This window comes from Nonomuraea sp. NPDC049625 (assembly GCF_040675285.1).
GTDB classification, from domain to species: domain Bacteria; phylum Actinomycetota; class Actinomycetes; order Streptosporangiales; family Streptosporangiaceae; genus Nonomuraea; species Nonomuraea angiospora_A.
The window spans coordinates 255,034-272,093 of sequence record NZ_JBFAOQ010000016.1 but is presented as its reverse complement, the minus strand read 5'-3'; the positions used below and the strand labels follow the sequence as shown (position 1 = coordinate 272,093).

Genomic DNA, 17,060 nt, shown 5'->3' with positions numbered 1-17,060 from the left:
CTGTACGGCGAGGCTCTTGGCCATGGGCGGCGGCCCGCGGCCCCGTCCCTCTGGAGTCACGTGAGCAGCGGGCTAGTCGACGCGCCCCCGTCCGAACCGAGCGCGCCACCCCGGCGGCGCCGCCGCTGGCTGCGCTGGACGATCGCGGTCACCGTGACCGTGGTCCTCCTGGTCGCGGGCGTGGCCGTCGGCGTCTACGCGAAGCTGACCGGCAACGTCAAGCACATCGACGTCACCGCCGACGACCTCGGCGCCACCCGGCCGCCCAAGGTCGCGGGCACCGCCATGAACGTCCTGGTCGTCGGATCGGACCAGCGCGACGGCAAGAACGCCAAGTACGGTCACCACATCGCGGGTGAGCGCACCGACACGATCATGCTCGTGCACGTTTCGTCCAAGCGCGACAACGCGATGGTCGTCAGCTTCCCGCGCGACTCGCTCGTCCAGCTCCCCGCCTGCCGCGCCACCGGCGGCCTGCCCGGCCAGCGGCCGCACCTGGGCATGATCAACGAGTCGTTCAACTCCGGGGGCATCGCCTGCACCTGGAAGACGATCGAGACGCTCACCCACATCCGCATCGACCACTTCGTGAAGGTCGACTTCACCGGCTTCAAGAGCATGGTCAACGCCATCGGCGGCGTCGAGATCTGCCTGCCCGAGCCGGTGAACGACAAGAAGGCCCTGCTCCACCTGCCCGCCGGGCGGCAGACGCTCACCGGCGAGCAGGCGCTCGGCTACGTACGCGCCCGCTACAGCATGGGCGACGGCTCGGACATCGGGCGCATCCAGCGGCAGCAGATGTTCATCGCGTCGATGGTCAAGAAGGTCATGAGCGGCGAGACGCTCACCGACCCCGCCAAGCTGCTGGGCATCCTCGACGCCGGCACCAAGGCGGTGACCACCGACCGCGGCCTGAACTTCGGCGTCATGAAGGACCTCGCGACCAGCCTCCAGGGCCTGAACGCCGGGCAGATCCGCTTCATCACCACCCCCTGGCACTACTCCCTCACCCAGCCCGGCCGGGTCGAGTGGGTGCAGCCGCAGGCCGGCCACCTGTTCCAGATCGTGGCCAAGGACCAGAGCGTCCAGGGCGTCAAGGGCGGCCAGGCCAAGGTGGGCCGTACCAAGATCCAGATCGAGCTCCGCAACGGCACCTGGCGCAGCGGCCTCGGCACCCAGGTGGCCGCCGCCCTGGAGCAGCGCGGCTACCACATCACCAAGATCGGCGACTCGGCCCGCAAGCCGCAGGCCAAGACCACCCTCCTGTACGGGCCCAACGGCGAGACCCGCGTACCCACCCTCACCAACGACCTCCAGAACTCCACGCTGCGGAAGGTGGCGGGGGCGCAGACGAACCGGCTGGTGCTGGTGATCGGCTCGGACTGGACGGGGCTGAAGCCGTTGCGCGCGGACGACACGGAGTCGATCAAGGGCTTCGACGCCACCCACGACACCTGCGCCACCTGACGCCCGGCACACCGCCGCACGAGAGCACCGAGCCCCATCGCACGGCGACGCCAGCGGCGCATCCTCGGCGCGCCACCGCACGAGAGCGCCGGGCCCCGCCGCACCCCACCCCGCCGACGCGGCGCGCCAAGGGACCAGGGCGGCCGAAACGCGGCGCCATGGACCAGCAGCGCGATACGCCACCCGATGGCGGCAGTGCGAGTGCGGTGATCGGCGCGGCGGGAGCGGTGCGCGGTGGGGGGCGGGTGCGCGGTGTGGTGGGCCGGGAGCGGGGGTTCGGTGGCCGGGTGTGGTGGGGGTCAGAGGGCGTCGGAGAGGCCGCCGCCGTCGATGGCGGTGAAGCCGGCGTCCTCGATCAGCGGCACCACCGCCTTCTTGGCCGCCTCGTCGTCCCCCCAGTAGGGCATGTCGGCCCGCGACCCGCCCCGCTGCCCCACCGTCCCCAGCGTCAGCAGTTCCTTCGAGTACTTCGTGTTGAACGTCCGCACCAGCCGGACCTCCGCCCCGAGCACGTGCTGCTGGTACTGCGGGCTGGTGAGCCCGCCGGGGACGGCGACCACCACGGACAGGCCGTCCCGTTCGGCGATCGGGTTGCTGGGGTCGACGACGATCTTTCCGGAGAGCGCGCCGTCGAGCTCCGCCGACACGGCGCGGAACGCCTCCCATCCCACCGCCAGCACGATGACCTCGCCGAACCGCGCGGCCTCGATCGGCGTGCCGCCTTGGGCCTGCCCGCCGGTCGCCGCCGTGGCCGCCTCCACGCGGCCGGGGTCGGCGTCGCTGAAGAACACCTCGTGTCCGCCCGTCGACAGCAGGCGGCCAAGAGGCACGCCGAGTCTTCCAGAACCCACGATTGACACACGCATGTCTTGATCACCTCGTCACCGAAAAGAACCCACCAGACCCCGCCGGTGACATTCCTCCCCAGGTCAGAGGCTTGCTACGCGATGAGCAACGAGAGAGCGGCGAGGGAATCGACGACCTGCCGGGCATCGGGCGTGGCGGCCGGATCGAGCAGCCACTGCAGCAGCAGCCCGTCGGTGATGGCCACCAGCACCGACACGAGCACCTCGGGCGCCACCGGCAGCTCGATGTCGAACTGGGTGACGGCCCGGCGCACCATGTCGGCGCCCGCACGGCGGCAGCGGGCGTACGACTCGGCCAGCCGTTCCCGCAGCACGCTCTCGCGCAGCGCCGCCGGGTAGCCCTCGACGAAGACCACGAGCTGCGGCCGCAGCTCCTCGAACCTGTCGACCAGCTCCGTCATGGCGCGCTCCAGCATCTCCCGCGCGCTGCCCGGCTCCGAGCTGAACATCGCCCGCTCGACCTGGGCGATCCACTGGTCGAAGAACTCGGCGAGGGCCTCGTTCAGCAGCGCGTCCTTGCCGCCGAAGTGGTAGCCGATGGAGGCCAGGTTGGTGCCTGAGGCGGCTACCAGGTCCCGGGCCGTCGTACGGGCATAGCCCTTCTCCTGCAGGCAGCTCACCGCTCCCGCCAGCAGTCTCTCCCGGTATCCACCGGCCTCTGTTCGTGCCACGTGATCCATGCTACAGATATATACAAGCGTCTATGACGGACGTACGTATACAAGGAAAGGTCGGAAATGATTCCTCCAGGGCCGAGACTTCCCTCGGCGATGCAGACGGCATGGTTCATCCGGGACGCGCCCGGCATGCTCACCAGGCTCCGGCGCAAGTACGGGCCGATCTTCACGGTCCGCTTCACCGGCCTCCCGCCGGAGGTCTACGTGACCACCGGGGAGCTGGCCGAGCAGGTCTTCCGGACCGACCACGGCGGCGGACGCGCGGGCGAGGCGAGGCGCGAGTTCCTCGCGCACATGGTGGGCGAGCACTCCGTCCTCACGCTCGACGGCGATCCGTGGTGGCGGCACCGCAAGCTGCTCAACCCGCCGCTGCGCGCCAAGCAGGTCGCCGGCTACCGCGACGACATCGCGGCCATAGCGGCGGAGCGGATCGCGACCTGGCCGCTGGGCAGGCCGTTCGCGCTGCGCGACCGCATGCAGGACATCACGCTGGAGATCATCATCCGGTTGATCTTCGGTATCCGGGACGCCGGGCGCGTCAGCCGGCTCCGCGCGCTGCTGCCCCACCTGATCGAGACCGGCGGGTCCCCGCTGATCCCCATGCTCCCGGAGAAGTTCCGCAGGATCCCGTTCGGGCCCTACCCCCGGTTCGTACGGGTGAGCGCCGAGGTGGACGCGATCCTGTTCGACGAGATCCGCCGCCGCCGGGCCGCGCCAGGAGGCACCGACGTGCTCGGCCGCCTGCTGGACACCGAGCTGAGCGACCATGAGATCCGCGACGAACTGATCACCATGCTCCTCGCCGGGCACGAGACCACCGCCACCGGCCTCGCCTGGGCCTTCGAACGGCTCCTGCGCATGCCCGAGATCCTCGACCGGCTCCCCGACGACGAGACCTACCTCGACGCGGTGGTCAAGGAGGTGCTGCGGGTCAGGCCGGTCGTCTACGAGGCGCCGAGAATGCTCGACGCCCCGCTACGGCTCGGCGAGTACGAGATCCCCGCCGGATGGTACGCCGGACCGTTCATCCCGCTCGTGCACCACGACCCCGCCGCCTTCCCCGAACCCGACGAGTTCCGCCCGGAGCGCTTCCTCGACGGACCCCAGAGCAGGGCCTGGATGCCGTTCGGCGGCGGGCGGCGCTTCTGCGTCGGCGCGCAGCTGGCGCTGCTGGAGATGCGCGTCATCATCCGCGAGGTACTGCACCGCCTGGAGCTCACGGCACCCGATCAGGCACCGGAGGCCAGGCGGCTGAAGAACGTCACGCTCGCACCCGCGAACCTGACCCGCGTCACTGCGCGCGCTCGGACTCCTGCTCGGACGCCGTAGGCGGATAGATCTCCTCGCTACGCGCATCGGCTCCCAACTCCTCGCGAAGCCGGTCATAGTCGATGTTGTGGTTGGTGTACTTCAGCTGGCGAGCGACCTTCGTCTGCTTCGCCTTGGCTCTTCCTCGGCCCATGGCTACTCCCTAGTCCCCGCTGTCATGCTATCCAACAACGTTACGACTTGAAGAATTATGCAACTGCGCTGGATTAGTCTGGGCTATATGCACGTGGAGGTCCACCAGGCCAAGGCCGACTTCTTCAGAACGCTCGGCCACCCCGCTCGCATCCGAGTGTTGGAGCTACTCCAGGAAGGGCCGCTTCCCGTCCGGGATCTGCTGGCCCAGATCGACATCGAGGCCTCGAGCCTCTCCCAGCAGCTCGCCGTCCTGCGCAGAGCGGGGATCGTGAGCGCGATTCGCGAGGGCAGCACCGTCGTCTACACGCTGGCCACACCCGAGCTGGCCGACCTGCTCGGGGCTGCCCGCAGGATTCTCACCGACATGCTCGCCGACCAGGGCGAGCTGCTCGCGGAGCTGCGAGCGGAGGTCACTTAGCCGGCGCCTGCCGCACGCGCTTGGGGTACCAGGCCGTGAAGACGGCGGGCAGAACGAATGTGAGCACCTTGATGGCGATGACGAGCGTCGTCGCGTGAGGTGAGACGGAAAGCACGAGCGTCAGGGAGGCCGCGGCGACGGTGAAGGCCGCCGCCCAGACCGTGGTGATCAACGCGTTGACGCGGTAGAACCGCGGGGTCTCCCAGACCTCCTTCGGCGCCATCGTGCGCGCGATGCCGAGCGTGAAGGGCCTGCGGATCGCCAGCGAGCCCCAGGCGGTGCCCGCCAGCCAGACGTTGACCAGCGCGGGGCCGTACGGAGTGAGCGGCGAGTGCGGGGCCACCAGCGACAGCGCCGTGAGGCAGGCGAAGAACAGCGCCGCGCTGCTCTCGATCACCATCTCGTCCCAGGCCTTGCCCGCCCTGCGGTCGATGACGACGAGGCCGAGGGCGATGACGAGCCCGGTGATGGCGCCCCAGCGCCACTCGTCGCCGGTGGCGATGACCGCGTAGACGATCCAGGGCAGGAAGCCGAGCAGACCGCGCATGGTGGGGTGTCCTTCCACATTCCTAAAGTGACATGTCGAAGCTAGAACCTCCTGCGCTGATATGTCAACATAGGAATATGAGCCTTCGACACGCCGTGCTGGGACTGCTCTCCGAGGGGCCCGCGAGCGGATACGACCTGATGAAGATGTTCGACATCTCGTTGTCGAACGTGTGGCCCGCCACGCAGAGCCAGCTCTACGCGGAGCTGGGCAAACTGGCCGACGCGGGTCTCGTGGACGTGTCGGCCGAGGGCCCGCGTGGCCGCAAGGAGTACGCGGTCACCGAGGCGGGCCTGGCCGAGCTGCGCCACTGGATCACCGAGGTCGAGCCGACCAGGGTCCTGCGCAGCGACATGCTGCTCCGCGTGTTCTTCCTGGCCCAGGTCGCGCCCGAGCAGGCCCGCGGATACCTCCGCCACCAGGCCGAACACGTCCGCAAGCACGTGGAGCACCTGGAGGGCCTCCGCGAGTTCCTCGAGAACCGCGAGGACAACCTCTCGGCGTACGGCCGGATCAGCCTCGAATACGGCCTGCGACTGGGCAAGGCGCAGCAGGAGTGGGCCGAATGGGCCGAAGGTCAGATCCGTTAGGCTCTGGCGCATGGTCTCCGAGCTGTTCGATCCCAAGGCGTGGCAGGCGGTCGAGGGATTCGACTTCACCGACATCACCTATCACCGGGCAGTCGACCAGGGCACGGTGCGGATCGCGTTCAACCGCCCCGAGGTGCGCAACGCCTTCCGGCCCGCAACCGTGGACGAGCTCTACCGCGCGCTCGATCACGCCAGGCAGACCACCGACGTCGGCTGCGTGCTGCTCACCGGCAACGGCCCCTCGCCCAAGGACGGCGGGTGGGCCTTCTGCTCCGGCGGCGACCAGCGCATCAGGGGCAAGGACGGCTACCAGTACGCCGACGGCTCGGCGGCCACCGGGCGGCTGCACATCCTGGAGGTGCAGCGGCTCATCCGGTTCATGCCCAAGATCGTGATCTGCGTGGTGCCCGGCTGGGCCGCGGGCGGCGGCCACAGCCTGCACGTCGTGGCGGATCTCACACTGGCCAGCGCCGAGCACGCCCGCTTCAAGCAGACCGACGCCGACGTGGCCAGCTTCGACGGCGGCTTCGGCTCGGCCTACCTCGCGCGGCAGGTCGGACAGAAGTTCGCCCGCGAGATCTTCTTCCTCGGCGACACCTACACGGCGGCCGACGCGCACCGCATGGGCATGGTCAACGCCGTCGTCCCGCACGAGGAGCTGGAGCGCACGGCCCTGGAGTGGGGCCGCAAGATCAACGGCAAGTCGCCGACGGCGCAGCGCATGCTCAAGTTCGCCTTCAACGCGATCGACGACGGGCTCGTCGGGCAGCAGGTGTTCGCCGGCGAGGCGACGCGGCTGGCGTACATGACGGAGGAGGCCGCCGAGGGGCGCGACTCCTTCCTGCAGAAGCGCGAGCCCGACTGGTCGCCGTACCCCTGGCACTTCTGAACCGCCGTCCCCGGGCAGACTGGGGGCATGAAGATCAGGGTGCCGGCGGCGTTGACCGAATCCCACGTGAAATACGACGGGGAGGCCGGTCGCGCCTGGTCCGCGGGGCTGCCCGCGCTGGCTGAGCGTTACCTGGAGGAGTGGGCGCTGCGGCTGGACGGGGAGTCCAGGCACGGGGTGGTGTCCCTCGTGCTGCCCGTCTTACGCGAGGACGGCACGAAGGCGGCGCTCAAGCTCCAGCCCGTCAACGACGAGAACGCCACCGAGGCCCCCGGCCTGCGCACCTGGGCCGGTGACGCGTCGGTGCTGCTGCTCGACTCCGACCCCGGGACCGGCACCCTGCTGCTCGAACGGCTGGAGGCCGACCGCTCGCTGTCCGGCATGCCGGACGACATGAAGGCCCTGGGCATCCTCGCGGACCTCCTGGCCCGCCTGGTGTCCTACCCGGCGCCCGAGGGGATGCGCCGGCTGGGCGACATCGCGCGAGCCATGCTGGACGACGTGGACAGGGCCGTGGCGAAGCTGCCGCGCGAGAGCGACCGCCAATGGATCCGCTACTGCGCGGGCGCCGTCGGCGAGCTCGTCCCCGAGCCGGGCGACCGGCTGCTGCACTGGGACCTGCACTACGACAACGTGCTGGCCGCCGGCCGGGAGCCGTGGCTGAGCATCGACCCCAAGCCGCTGGCGGGCGACCCGGGGTTCGACCTGCTGCCCGCCCTGCACAACCGCTGGGACGACGTGGTCGCGACCGGCGACGTGCGGCGGGCCGTGCTGCGCCGCTTCGACCTCATGGTGGACCGGCTCGGCCTCGACCCCCGGCGGGCTGCCGGGTGGACGCTCGGCCGGGTGCTGCAGAACGCCCTGTGGGACGTCAAGGACGGGGAGACCGAGCTCAACGAGATCGGCCTCGCCGTCGCCGAGGCCGTACGTCAGCGGATCTGAAGGACGATCTTGCCCTGGCCGTGGCCGGTCTCGATCTCCCGGTGCGCCTCCGCCGCGTCCTCCAGCGGGTACGTCCTGCGTACCGCGAACGTGAAGGCGCCTTCGGCGTACAGGCGGGCGTAGCGCCCTAGCCGCTCGGCGGAGCGCTGCCCCTGCACCACCCGGACGCCCAGTTCGGCCGCCTTGCCGTGCTCGACCAGCGTGACGATCCGGGCGCGGTCCTTGACCAGCTCGATCGAGACCTCCAGCGCGTGACCTCCGGCCCCGTCGAGCGCGGCGTCCACACCGTCCGGGGCGAGCGCGCGTACCCGGTCGGCGAGCCCTTCGCCGTAGACCACCGGGATGGCGCCGAGGTCGCGCAGGTAGTCGTGGTTGGCCTCGCGGGCCGTGCCGATCACGGTGGCCCCGCGCCGCCGGGCGATCTGCACGGCCGCCGTGCCCATGGACCCGGCCGCGCCGTGCACGAGCAGCGTCTCGCCCTCCGCGAGGCCGAGCCCGTCGATCGCCAGCTCGGCGGTCTGCACGCCCGAGGTCAGCCCGCCGGCCACCTCCCACGGCACCCCCGCCGGCTTGGGCGCCACGTCCGTCCCCGGCACCACGATGTACTCGGCATAGGCGTACAGCGCCGAGAACCCGAGCACCTCGTCCCCCGCGGACACCCCGGTCACCCCGTCACCCACCTGGTCCACCACGCCCGCGAACTCGTTGCCCGGAATGCGCGGGAAGGGAACGGGGCCCATGTACGGCGGCAACCACCCCGCCCGTACGGCCGTGTCGAACGGCTGCACGCCGGCCGCGCGCACCCGCACCCTGACCTGGCCGGGACCCGCCTGGGGCGCGGGCAGCTCCATCACCTTCAGGACCTCCGGGCCGCCGGGTTCGGCGAAGGCCGCGGCTCTCATCACGTCAGTCATGAGCCCAACCCTGCAACCTCAACCTAAGTGGAGGTCAAGCCGGGAAAGTCACCAGACTTTTCGGGAACTTTCCGCTTTAGTCGCGCTTTATCTGTATATAGTCCGTCAGGACATCAACGGGGGATGGGCACACGGGGCGGGATGATCGAGTTCTTAGACACCGTACTGAGCTTTCCGACTGTCATTTTCACTTTCCTTCTCGTGGTGGTCATCGGCTATTGGCTGACCGTGATCACCGGGCTGTTCGAACTGGAAGATGACGCCACCTGGCTGGGCCTCGGGGGAGTCCCGGCCGGGATCGTGCTTTCGCTGTTGATTGCCCTGGCCTGGTTGCTCTGCCTGATAGGCAGCGTGGTGGCGAGTGGCGGCCTGCTGATCGCCGTCCCCTTCGCCGCACCGGTCGGGGCCTGGCTGGCCATCCGTGGTCTGCTGGGTCCGCTACGCAGGCTGTTCCCCGCCGGGGACCGGCACTCGCGTGGTGATTTCGTCGGCCAGATGTGCGTGATCCGCACCGGCGCGGCCACCCCTGACTTCGGCCAGGCCGAGGTCACGGCCGCCGACGGCTCGTCCGCGATCGTGCAGGTACGCACGACCGGCGAGGACCGCCTCGCCCGCGGCGACGACGCACTCATCTTCGAATACGACAAAGACGGCGAATTCTTCTGGGTCATGCCCTACGAAAGTGAGCACTGATGGACGTCATCTCCACCGGCTTCGGCGTATTTCTCGCCGTCATCCTGGTCATCGTGATTGGCCTGCTCGTCGTCATCGGCCGCCTTTTCCGCAAGGTGGATCAGGGCAAGGCACTGATCATCTCCAAGGTCAACAAAGTGGACGTGACGTTCACCGGCGCCGTCGTCTTACCGGTCGTCCACAAGGCCGAGACCATGGACATCTCGGTCAAGACCATCGAGATCGAGCGGACCGGCCGCGAAGGGCTCATCTGCCAGGACAACATCAGGGCCGACATCAAGATCACGTTCTTCGTCCGCGTGAACAAGACCGCCGAGGACGTCATCAAGGTCGCCCAGGCCATCGGCACCGTGCGCGCCAGTGACGAGTCGACGCTGCAGGAGCTGTTCAGCGCGAAGTTCTCCGAGGCGCTCAAGACGGCCGGCAAGCAGCTCGACTTCGTGGACCTCTACACCAAGCGCGACGAGTTCAGGGACCAGATCGTCCGGCTCATCGGCACGGACCTGAACGGCTACAGCCTCGAGGACGCCGCCATCGACTACCTCGAGCAGACCTCGCTCATGCAGCTCGACAAGAGCAACATCCTCGACGCGCAGGGCATCCGCAAGATCACCGAGCTGACGGCGATCGAGCACGTGCGCACGAACGAGTTCCAGCGCAACGAGGAGAAGGAGATCACCCGCCAGAACGTCGACGCCCGCGAGGCCATCCTGGAGCTGCAGCGCCGCCAGGCCGACGCCGAGCTCAAGCAGCGGCGGGAGATCGAGACCGTCAAGGCCCGCGAGGAGGCGGAGATCGCCCGCGTGCAGGCCGAGGAGCGGCTGCGCGCCCAGAGCGCGAACATCAAGGCCGACGAGCAGCTCGGCGTGCAGAACGAGAACCGCGCCCGTGAGATCGCGGTCGCCGAGAAGAACCGCGAGCGCGTGATCGCGATCGAGTCCGAGCGGATCGAGAAGGACCGCGTGCTGGAGGTCATCGCCCGCGAGCGGGAGACCGAGCTGTCGCGCATCGCCAAGGACAAAGAGGTCGAGACCGAGAAGCGGACCATCGCCGAGGTCATCCGCGAGCGCATCGCGGTCGACAAGACCGTGGCCGAGCAGGAGGAGAGCATCAAGCGGCTGCGCGTGGTCGAGGAGGCCGAGCGCACCCGCCAGACTGTGATCATCGCCGCCGAGGCCGAGGCCCAGGAGAACCTGGTCAAGGACATCAAGGCGGCCGAGGCCGCGGAGGCCGCGTCCAAGTTCAAGGCCCGCGAGGAGCTGGTGCTCGCCGAGGCCAGGCAGCAGGCGGCCGAGCTGGAGACCAGGGCCAAGATCCGGCTGGCCGAGGGCATCCAGGCCGAGTCGGCCGCGGCCGGGCTGGCGGAGGTACAGGTCAAGGAGCGCGACGCCGAGGCCATCGAGAAGGTCGGCCGCGCGGAGGCGCTGGTGCTGAAGGAGCGGCTGGCCGCCGAGGCCGAGGGCGCCAAGTCCATGGCGCTGGTCGAGGGCGACCGGCTCAAGGCGCAGGCCGAGGGTGAGCAGGCGATGGCGCTGGCCGGGGCGGCCGCGGTGGGCGAGAAGCTCAAGGCCGAGGCCGAGGGTCTCACGCAGAAGGCGGCCGCGATGGCGGCGCTGGACGAGGCCAGCAGGGCGCACGAGGAGTACCGCCTGCGCCTGGAGGCCGACAAGGAGATCAGGCTCAAGCACATCGACGTGTCGCGGCAGGTGGCGGAGTCGCAGGCGAGCGTGCTGGCCGCCGGTCTCGCCAAGGCGAACATCGACATCGTCGGCGGCGACACGATGTTCTTCGACAAGGTGGTCGGGTCCATCACCGCGGGCAAGGTGGTCGACGGGTTCGTGGACCACTCGGAGGTCGCGGGCGCGCTGGTCTCGCCGTACGTGAACGGCTCGGCCAGCCTGGCGACCGACCTGGCGAACGTGATCGGCGGCGTGCGTACCGAGGACATCAAGAACCTGACCGTCTCCGCCCTCCTCATGCGGCTCATCCAGGACGGCGGCCCGCAGGCGACGGCGCTCGGCGAGCTGCTGGAGACGGCCCGCAGGCTCGGCCTGGCCGACTCCCCCGTGGCGGCGCTCGCCGGGGCCGCTCGGTGACCCAGGTGACCCAGCTGGAGGCGGGGACTTACGAGGTCCTCAGGAACAGGCTCCAGGCCCAGGCGAAGACCCTGACGGCGGCGGCCGAGGCGCTCAACGGGGCGCGGCTGAAGGTGTTCGGCGGCGCGGAGCTGCGCCTGCTGGGCACCGAGCGGATCCGCACGGAGAACAACTGCGTCCCCAGGGACATCGTCTCCCTGGGCGACGTGATGCTCTTCGGCTACAACGTCTTCATCGGGCTCAAGCCGGAGACGGCGGTGGCGGACGTGTTCGCGGTGCACCGGTTCTCCAGGGACGGTGACGCGTTCAGGTTCGACGCCGACAAGCTGGAGACGCTGGACGATCCGGCGTTCAAGAAGGACTTCGCCGAGCTGTACCGGTACTACAAGGAGACCAGGCTGCAGCAGCTGCGGCGGGCCGAGGGCAAGCTGCTGGCGGTGTTCCAGACGGGGCCGGCGGACCTGCGGGTGCTGCGGTGGACGGTCGACAACGGCGGCGTCCCGAAATATGTGGACAACCGGGGGGAGCGGGACCACACCTTCCCCCCGTCCCACGACTTCGAGTGGACGCCGACCACGCGCGACGACCACGTGCTCGGACGGCACCCGCACATCTCGATCGAGGGCGAGGTGTTCGTCGAGACGGTCGGCGGCGACCTGACCATCAAGATCGAGAACAACACGGAGACCGGCGCCGGCATCTACGCCGAGCCGGTCGCCGAACCGCTGCAGAGCCTGGCGGACGCCGACGTCGAGTACGCCAGGGTCGGGCCGCTCGTCCTCATGCGGATCAGGCCGTACAAGGAGACCGAGTGGCGCCACCTGGTCTTCAACACCCGCACCAAGGCCGTCATCAGGCTCGACGGCCTCGGCCAGGCGTGCCAGCGCCTGCCCGAGGACCAGGGGTTGATCTTCCCCGGCGGCTACTACCTGGCGACGGGGGCCAGCAAGACGTTCGACACGGACGTGACGGATCTGGAGTTCAAGCGGGTGGTCCGCTCGCCCAACGGCGAGGACGTCCTGTACGTCTTCCACGCCAGGGGTGACGGGCGCTCGCTGCTGCTGCCGTACAACGTGATCAGGAAGGAGGTCGCCAACCCCATCGTCTGTCACGGCTACTCGCTGTTCGACGACGGCACGATGGTGGTCTTCCGCGCGACCTCCGACGAGCCCACCCGGGTGCACCCGATGCAGGTCTGGCAGACGCCGTACGTCTCCGACACGTACGCCGCCGCCCAGCCCCCCGGGACGGGGCCCCTGGAGCGCATCGGCAACGCGGAGCTGGTGCGCGGCATCTCCGACTGCCTGTCCGTCTCGCGGATGGTCGAGGAGATGGCGGCGTCCGCGGGGACGTTCGAAGGGCTGATCGCCGCCTGCACGCGGACGTTCGACTCCTATCACTGGCTCGAGGAGCACGGCCTGAGCGGGCCGCTCGCCGACGTGCGGGCCACGGCCGAGCAGGTGCTGGACGAGTACGAGAACGTCGAGCAGCTCACCCGCCAGGCCGCCGAGGCGCTCACCGCCGCCTCCGAGGAGATCACCCACCTGGTACGCGAGGCGCGGGCGGACAGTCCGGTCACCGCGGACGCCTGGGTCGACACGCTGGCCACGCTGCGGCGGGCCCAGGGCCGCCTGGTGACGTTGCGCGAGACCCGCTACATCGACCTGGCCGGCCTGGACGCGCTGTCCTCCTCCGTGACGGAGGAGCTGGCGTCCGTCGGCAGGCGGGCGGTCGAGTTCCTGCAGGGTGCGGACGCGTTCACCGCCTACCATGCGGCCGTCGAGGAACTCGCCGCCGGGGCGGCCGCGATCGGCACGGTCGCGGAGGCCGCCCCCGTGGCGGACCGGCTGGCCGCGCAGGCGGAGGGGCTGGAGGTGGTGACGGAGGTCGTCGGCTCGCTGGACATCGCCGACGCGACCGTACGCACCTCCATCCTGGGCCGGATCGCCGAGGTCCTCGGCGGGGTGAACCGGGCGCGCGCCATCCTGGACGGGCGCCGGCGCGAACTGCTCGGGACGGAGGGGCGGGCCGCGTTCGCCGCCGAGTTCGCCCTGCTCGGCCAGGCCATCACGGGCGCGCTGGCGATGGCGGACACCCCGGCCAAGTGCGACGAACAGCTCGGGCGGCTGATGCTGCAGCTGGAGACCCTGGAGTCGCGCTTCGGCGAGTTCGACGACTTCGCGGCGCAGCTGTCGGCCAAGCGGGAGGACGTCTACGAGGCGTTCTCGGCCCGCAAGCAGACCCAGCTCGACGACCTCGCCCGGCGCGCCGACCGCGTCTTCGCCTCCGCCGAACGCATCCTGGGCAGCATCACCCGCCGCCTCGGCGCCCTCGCCTCCCTGGACGATGTCAACACGTACTTCGCCACCGACCCGATGGTGGCCAAGGTCCGCTCGGCCGCCGTCGAGCTGCGCTCGCTCGGGGACGCCGTACGGGCCGAGGAGCTGGACGGGCGCGTCAAGTCCGCCCAGCAGGAGGCGGGCCGGGCCCTCCGGGATCGCCTCGACCTCTTCTCCGACGGCGGGGAGACGCTCCGGCTCGGCCGCCACCGCTTCGCCGTCAACACCCAGCCCATCGACCTGACGCTGGTGCCGCACGGAAGCGGCCGTGAGCATGAGCGCGTGTCCATGCACTTCGCGATCACCGGGACCGACTACCGCTCGCCGGTGCCCGCCTCCTTCGCCGACACCCGGCCCTTCTGGGACCAGTTGCTGGTGTCGGAGACGCCTGAGGTGTACCGGGGCGAGCACCTGGCCGCCTCGCTCCTGGACTCCCTCTCCCCCGGGGCCACTCTTGAGGACGCGGTGCGGCAGGCGGTGGAGTCGCGCTATGACGAGGGGTACGAGCGCGGGGTCCACGACCACGACGCCGCTGCCATCCTGGACGTGCTGGTACGGCTGCGGTCGGGGGCGGGGTTGCTGCGGTACCCGGCCGAGGTGCGGGCGGCGGCGCAGCTGTTCTGGGCCTTCGGGTTGGACGAGGTTTCACGTAAAACATTCACCACGCGCGCCGTGTCACTCGTCCGAGCCCGCGCCGTCTTCGGCCCCACCCCGGCCCTGGACTCGCTGGCGGTCGAGCTGGAGACGTTGATCGCGGACTTCGTCGACGGCCTCCGCCCGAACCCACCGGGCGCGCCGGCAGCGGGCCTCCGCACGTCGGCGCCCGACCCTACCGTCGCGGGGGCCGGGCTTGCGGGAGAGTATCTCGTCGAGGAGCTGGGCAGCAGCCCGTTCGGGTTCGTGACCGGCAAGGCGGCGCGCGACCTCCTCGACGGCTTCCGCCAGGCCCTGGGCCCGGCCAAGCTCCGGGAGTTCGAGGACGAGCTCAAGAGCGTCCCGCTCCCCGAGCGCCTGCAACTGGCCCACGCCTGGATGGCCGCCTACCACCAGGGCCCCGAGGTGGCGGAGGCCATCGCGGTGCAGCTGTGCGACGTCCCCCGCCACGACTCCAGCGCCGCCGTCCAGGAGACCGTGGACGGCCTCCTGGGTGCCCACCCCCGCATCAAGGACCGCAAACTCGACATCCGGCTGGACGAGCTCCTCACCAGGACACGCCGCTTCCGCCAGGAGCGCGTACCGGCGTACCGGGCCTACCAGCGGCGCAGGAGCGAGCTGGTCGAGGCCGAGCGCCACCGCCTGCGCCTGGACGAGTACAAGCCCAAGGTCATGAGCGCCTTCGTGCGCAACCGCCTGCTCGACGAGGTGTACCTGCCGCTGATCGGCGACAACCTGGCCAAGCAGCTCGGAGCGGCGGGCGCGGGCAAGCGTACCGACCAGATGGGCCTCCTCCTGCTCATCTCACCGCCCGGCTACGGCAAGACGACCCTGATGGAGTACGTGGCCAGCCGCCTGGGCCTGGTGTTCGTCAAGGTGAACGGCCCGGCCCTGGGCCACGAGGTGACCTCGCTGGACCCGGCGGACGCGCCCGACGCGACGGCCAGGCAGGAGGTGGAGAAGATCTCGTTCGCGCTGGAGACGGGCAACAACACGCTGCTCTACCTCGACGACATCCAGCACACCTCGCCGGAGCTGCTGCAGAAGTTCATCTCGCTCTGTGACGCCCAGCGGCGCATCGAGGGCGTGTGGAACGGCCGCACCCGCACGTACGACCTGCGCGGCAAGCGGTTCGCGGTGTGCATGGCGGGCAACCCGTACACCGAGTCCGGGCAGCGTTTCCGCATCCCCGACATGCTGGCCAACCGCGCCGACGTCTGGAACCTGGGTGACGTCCTGTCAGGCAAGGACGACCTGTTCGCGCTGAGCTATGTGGATAACGCGCTGACCTCCAACCCGGTGCTCGCGCCGCTCTCCGGCCGCGACCGCGCGGACGTCGAGCTCCTCGTACGGCTCGCCAGGGGCGACACGACCGTCCAGCCCGACCAGCTCCGTCACCCGTACAGCAAGCCGGAGCTGGATCAGATCCTCAGCGTGCTGGCCAAGCTCGTACGCGTCCAGGAGGTCGTGCTGGCCAACAACCAGGCCTACATCGCCTCGGCCGCCCAGTCCGACGCGGCCCGCACCGAGCCCCCGTACCGGCTGCAGGGCTCGTACCGCAACATGAACAAGCTGGCCGAGCGCATCGTCCCCGCCATGAACGACGCCGAGCTGGAAGCGGTGATCGACGACCACTACCTGGGAGAGGCCCAGACCCTGACCACGGATGCCGAGGCCAACCTGCTCAAGCTGGCCGAACTGCGCGGCCGCCTCACCCCGGCCCAGGCCGGACGCTGGGCGGAGATCAAGACCGCCTACCTCAGGGCCAAGGCCCTGGGCGGCGCCGACGACGACCCGATGGCCCGGGCCGTGGGCGCCCTCGGCCTGCTGGCCGACCGCGTGAGCGAGGTCGGCACCGCCATCCGCGAAGCCGACCGCGTGAGCGAGGTGGACACGACCGTTCACGAAGCCGACCGCTAGGCCACCGGCCCCGGCTCGCTCGCTCTGGTGCTGCGGCCCGTGATCCCACCCACCGGCCGCCGCACACAGCACTGGAGGCTGCGGGGCTAGGTCGTCAGGTCGCGGGTGGCCACGCGTTGGAGGGCCGTGGCGCGGGTGACGTAGTCGAGGATCAGCTCCAGCTCGTCATCCGTGTACCGCGCGTACAGCTCCCCCAACGCCGCCACGAACGGCTCGAACAGCTCGCTGAACCCGGCCAGCCGCTCGTAGTTGATCTCCACGATGACCCGCCGCCGGTCCCGCGTGTCGCGCACCCGCCGCACCAGCCACTTCGACTCCAGCCGGTCGATCAGCCCGCTGACCGTCGCCGGCGCCAGCCCCGCGTGCTGGCCGATCTCCCCCGCCGTCAGCGGCCCCATGCGCTGCAGCAGGTCGAGCGTCTTCTCCTCGGTCATGCCGAGCCCCAGCCGCTCGCCCATGGCGGTGTGGTACATCACGGCGGCGTTGCTGCTGTCCCGCCCCGCCATGCCGAGGGCCTCCAGCAAATTCTTTCGCCGCTCCGAAATATCTCTGGACACAGGTAAAGCCTCCGCATATATTTCGTT

The 17,060-nt window shown here is 70.0% G+C and carries 15 protein-coding genes; 9 read left to right on the top strand and 6 right to left on the bottom strand.

The features are described 5' to 3' along the window. The first annotated feature begins 60 nt into the window (after window positions 1–60). Window positions 61–1,467 carry an LCP family protein gene (locus AB0J87_RS49160; protein ID WP_350723999.1) on the top strand — a complete coding sequence of 469 codons (1,407 nt, stop codon included), beginning with the start codon at window positions 61–63 and terminating at the stop codon, window positions 1,465–1,467. Window positions 1,468–1,766: 299 nt separating this feature from the next. Here the strand turns inward: AB0J87_RS49160 and AB0J87_RS49155 are convergent, their stop codons facing one another. Continuing rightward, a complete protein-coding gene (locus tag AB0J87_RS49155) occupies window positions 1,767–2,333 on the bottom strand; it encodes an NAD(P)-binding domain-containing protein (protein ID WP_363979045.1) in 567 nt (188 codons plus the stop codon). A gap of 74 nt (window positions 2,334–2,407) precedes the next feature. Further along, the gene (locus tag AB0J87_RS49150; RefSeq protein ID WP_363979042.1) at window positions 2,408–3,004 is read right to left on the bottom strand and encodes a TetR family transcriptional regulator C-terminal domain-containing protein; all 597 of its coding nucleotides are present in this window, start codon (window positions 3,002–3,004) and stop codon (window positions 2,408–2,410) included. 66 nt (window positions 3,005–3,070) lie between these two features. On the opposite strand from AB0J87_RS49150, the gene AB0J87_RS49145 reads away from it, so the two are divergent. Further along, window positions 3,071–4,339 carry a cytochrome P450 gene (locus AB0J87_RS49145; protein ID WP_363979039.1) on the top strand — a complete coding sequence of 423 codons (1,269 nt, stop codon included), beginning with the start codon at window positions 3,071–3,073 and terminating at the stop codon, window positions 4,337–4,339. On the opposite strand, the gene AB0J87_RS49140 is transcribed toward AB0J87_RS49145, so the two are convergent. Then, a complete protein-coding gene (locus AB0J87_RS49140; RefSeq protein WP_363979036.1) occupies window positions 4,302–4,472 on the bottom strand; it encodes a DUF3073 domain-containing protein in 171 nt (56 codons plus the stop codon). The genes AB0J87_RS49145 and AB0J87_RS49140 overlap by 38 nt on opposite strands. A gap of 87 nt (window positions 4,473–4,559) precedes the next feature. Between AB0J87_RS49140 and AB0J87_RS49135 the strand changes: the two genes are divergently transcribed. Then, entirely contained in the window at window positions 4,560–4,892 is a 333-nt protein-coding gene (locus tag AB0J87_RS49135; RefSeq protein ID WP_090938046.1) for a metalloregulator ArsR/SmtB family transcription factor, read from the top strand. Here the strand turns inward: AB0J87_RS49135 and AB0J87_RS49130 are convergent. After that, window positions 4,885–5,439, bottom strand: a complete 555-nt coding sequence (locus AB0J87_RS49130) for a hypothetical protein (RefSeq protein WP_363979033.1) — start codon at window positions 5,437–5,439, stop codon at window positions 4,885–4,887. The genes AB0J87_RS49135 and AB0J87_RS49130 overlap by 8 nt on opposite strands. Before the next feature lie 77 nt (window positions 5,440–5,516). On the opposite strand from AB0J87_RS49130, the gene AB0J87_RS49125 reads away from it, so the two are divergent. The 3 genes from AB0J87_RS49125 to AB0J87_RS49115 are packed head-to-tail and all read left to right on the top strand — an operon-like array spanning window position 5,517 to window position 7,860. Continuing rightward, window positions 5,517–6,029 carry a PadR family transcriptional regulator gene (locus AB0J87_RS49125; protein WP_350724009.1) on the top strand — a complete coding sequence of 171 codons (513 nt, stop codon included), beginning with the start codon at window positions 5,517–5,519 and terminating at the stop codon, window positions 6,027–6,029. Between the two features lie 10 nt (window positions 6,030–6,039). Next, window positions 6,040–6,918 carry a 1,4-dihydroxy-2-naphthoyl-CoA synthase gene (locus AB0J87_RS49120; protein ID WP_363979030.1) on the top strand — a complete coding sequence of 293 codons (879 nt, stop codon included), beginning with the start codon at window positions 6,040–6,042 and terminating at the stop codon, window positions 6,916–6,918. 27 nt (window positions 6,919–6,945) lie between these two features. Continuing rightward, the gene (locus AB0J87_RS49115) at window positions 6,946–7,860 is read left to right on the top strand and encodes an aminoglycoside phosphotransferase family protein (RefSeq protein WP_363979027.1); all 915 of its coding nucleotides are present in this window, start codon (window positions 6,946–6,948) and stop codon (window positions 7,858–7,860) included. Here the strand turns inward: AB0J87_RS49115 and AB0J87_RS49110 are convergent. Further along, window positions 7,848–8,774, bottom strand: a complete 927-nt coding sequence (locus AB0J87_RS49110; protein WP_363979024.1) for an NADP-dependent oxidoreductase — start codon at window positions 8,772–8,774, stop codon at window positions 7,848–7,850. The genes AB0J87_RS49115 and AB0J87_RS49110 overlap by 13 nt on opposite strands. Before the next feature lie 141 nt (window positions 8,775–8,915). Here AB0J87_RS49110 and AB0J87_RS49105 point away from each other — a divergent pair, with 141 nt between their 5' ends. From AB0J87_RS49105 to AB0J87_RS49095, 3 genes are read left to right on the top strand one after another with little or no spacing between them, the layout of a single operon-like run. After that, complete coding sequence (locus AB0J87_RS49105) at window positions 8,916–9,467, top strand: hypothetical protein (RefSeq protein ID WP_350724016.1); 552 nt, start codon at window positions 8,916–8,918, stop codon at window positions 9,465–9,467. Further along, entirely contained in the window at window positions 9,467–11,563 is a 2,097-nt protein-coding gene (locus AB0J87_RS49100) for a flotillin family protein (protein ID WP_363979020.1), read from the top strand. Before AB0J87_RS49105 ends, AB0J87_RS49100 begins: the two co-directional genes overlap by 1 nt. 5 nt (window positions 11,564–11,568) lie before the next feature. Beyond that, entirely contained in the window at window positions 11,569–16,476 is a 4,908-nt protein-coding gene (locus AB0J87_RS49095; protein WP_363979017.1) for a DNA repair ATPase, read from the top strand. Between the two features lie 86 nt (window positions 16,477–16,562). Here the strand turns inward: AB0J87_RS49095 and AB0J87_RS49090 are convergent, their stop codons facing one another. Further along, complete coding sequence (locus tag AB0J87_RS49090; RefSeq protein ID WP_363979014.1) at window positions 16,563–17,033, bottom strand: MarR family transcriptional regulator; 471 nt, start codon at window positions 17,031–17,033, stop codon at window positions 16,563–16,565. Window positions 17,034–17,060 lie beyond the last annotated feature (27 nt).

Excerpts from the sequence above, each read along its gene's own strand:
- AB0J87_RS49120 (WP_363979030.1), top strand. The coding sequence starts at position 6,040 with ATGGTCTCCGAGCTGTTCGATCCCAAGGCGTGGCAGGCGGTCGAGGGA.
- AB0J87_RS49145 (WP_363979039.1), top strand. The coding sequence starts at position 3,071 with ATGATTCCTCCAGGGCCGAGACTTCCCTCGGCGATGCAGACGGCATGG.
- AB0J87_RS49155 (WP_363979045.1), bottom strand. The coding sequence starts at position 2,333 with ATGCGTGTGTCAATCGTGGGTTCTGGAAGACTCGGCGTGCCTCTTGGC.
- AB0J87_RS49110 (WP_363979024.1), bottom strand. The coding sequence starts at position 8,774 with ATGACTGACGTGATGAGAGCCGCGGCCTTCGCCGAACCCGGCGGCCCG.
- AB0J87_RS49100 (WP_363979020.1), top strand. The coding sequence starts at position 9,467 with ATGGACGTCATCTCCACCGGCTTCGGCGTATTTCTCGCCGTCATCCTG.
- AB0J87_RS49105 (WP_350724016.1), top strand. The coding sequence starts at position 8,916 with ATGATCGAGTTCTTAGACACCGTACTGAGCTTTCCGACTGTCATTTTC.
- AB0J87_RS49130 (WP_363979033.1), bottom strand. The coding sequence starts at position 5,439 with ATGCGCGGTCTGCTCGGCTTCCTGCCCTGGATCGTCTACGCGGTCATC.
- AB0J87_RS49115 (WP_363979027.1), top strand. The coding sequence starts at position 6,946 with ATGAAGATCAGGGTGCCGGCGGCGTTGACCGAATCCCACGTGAAATAC.
- AB0J87_RS49140 (WP_363979036.1), bottom strand. The coding sequence starts at position 4,472 with ATGGGCCGAGGAAGAGCCAAGGCGAAGCAGACGAAGGTCGCTCGCCAG.
- AB0J87_RS49135 (WP_090938046.1), top strand. The coding sequence starts at position 4,560 with ATGCACGTGGAGGTCCACCAGGCCAAGGCCGACTTCTTCAGAACGCTC.
- AB0J87_RS49125 (WP_350724009.1), top strand. The coding sequence starts at position 5,517 with ATGAGCCTTCGACACGCCGTGCTGGGACTGCTCTCCGAGGGGCCCGCG.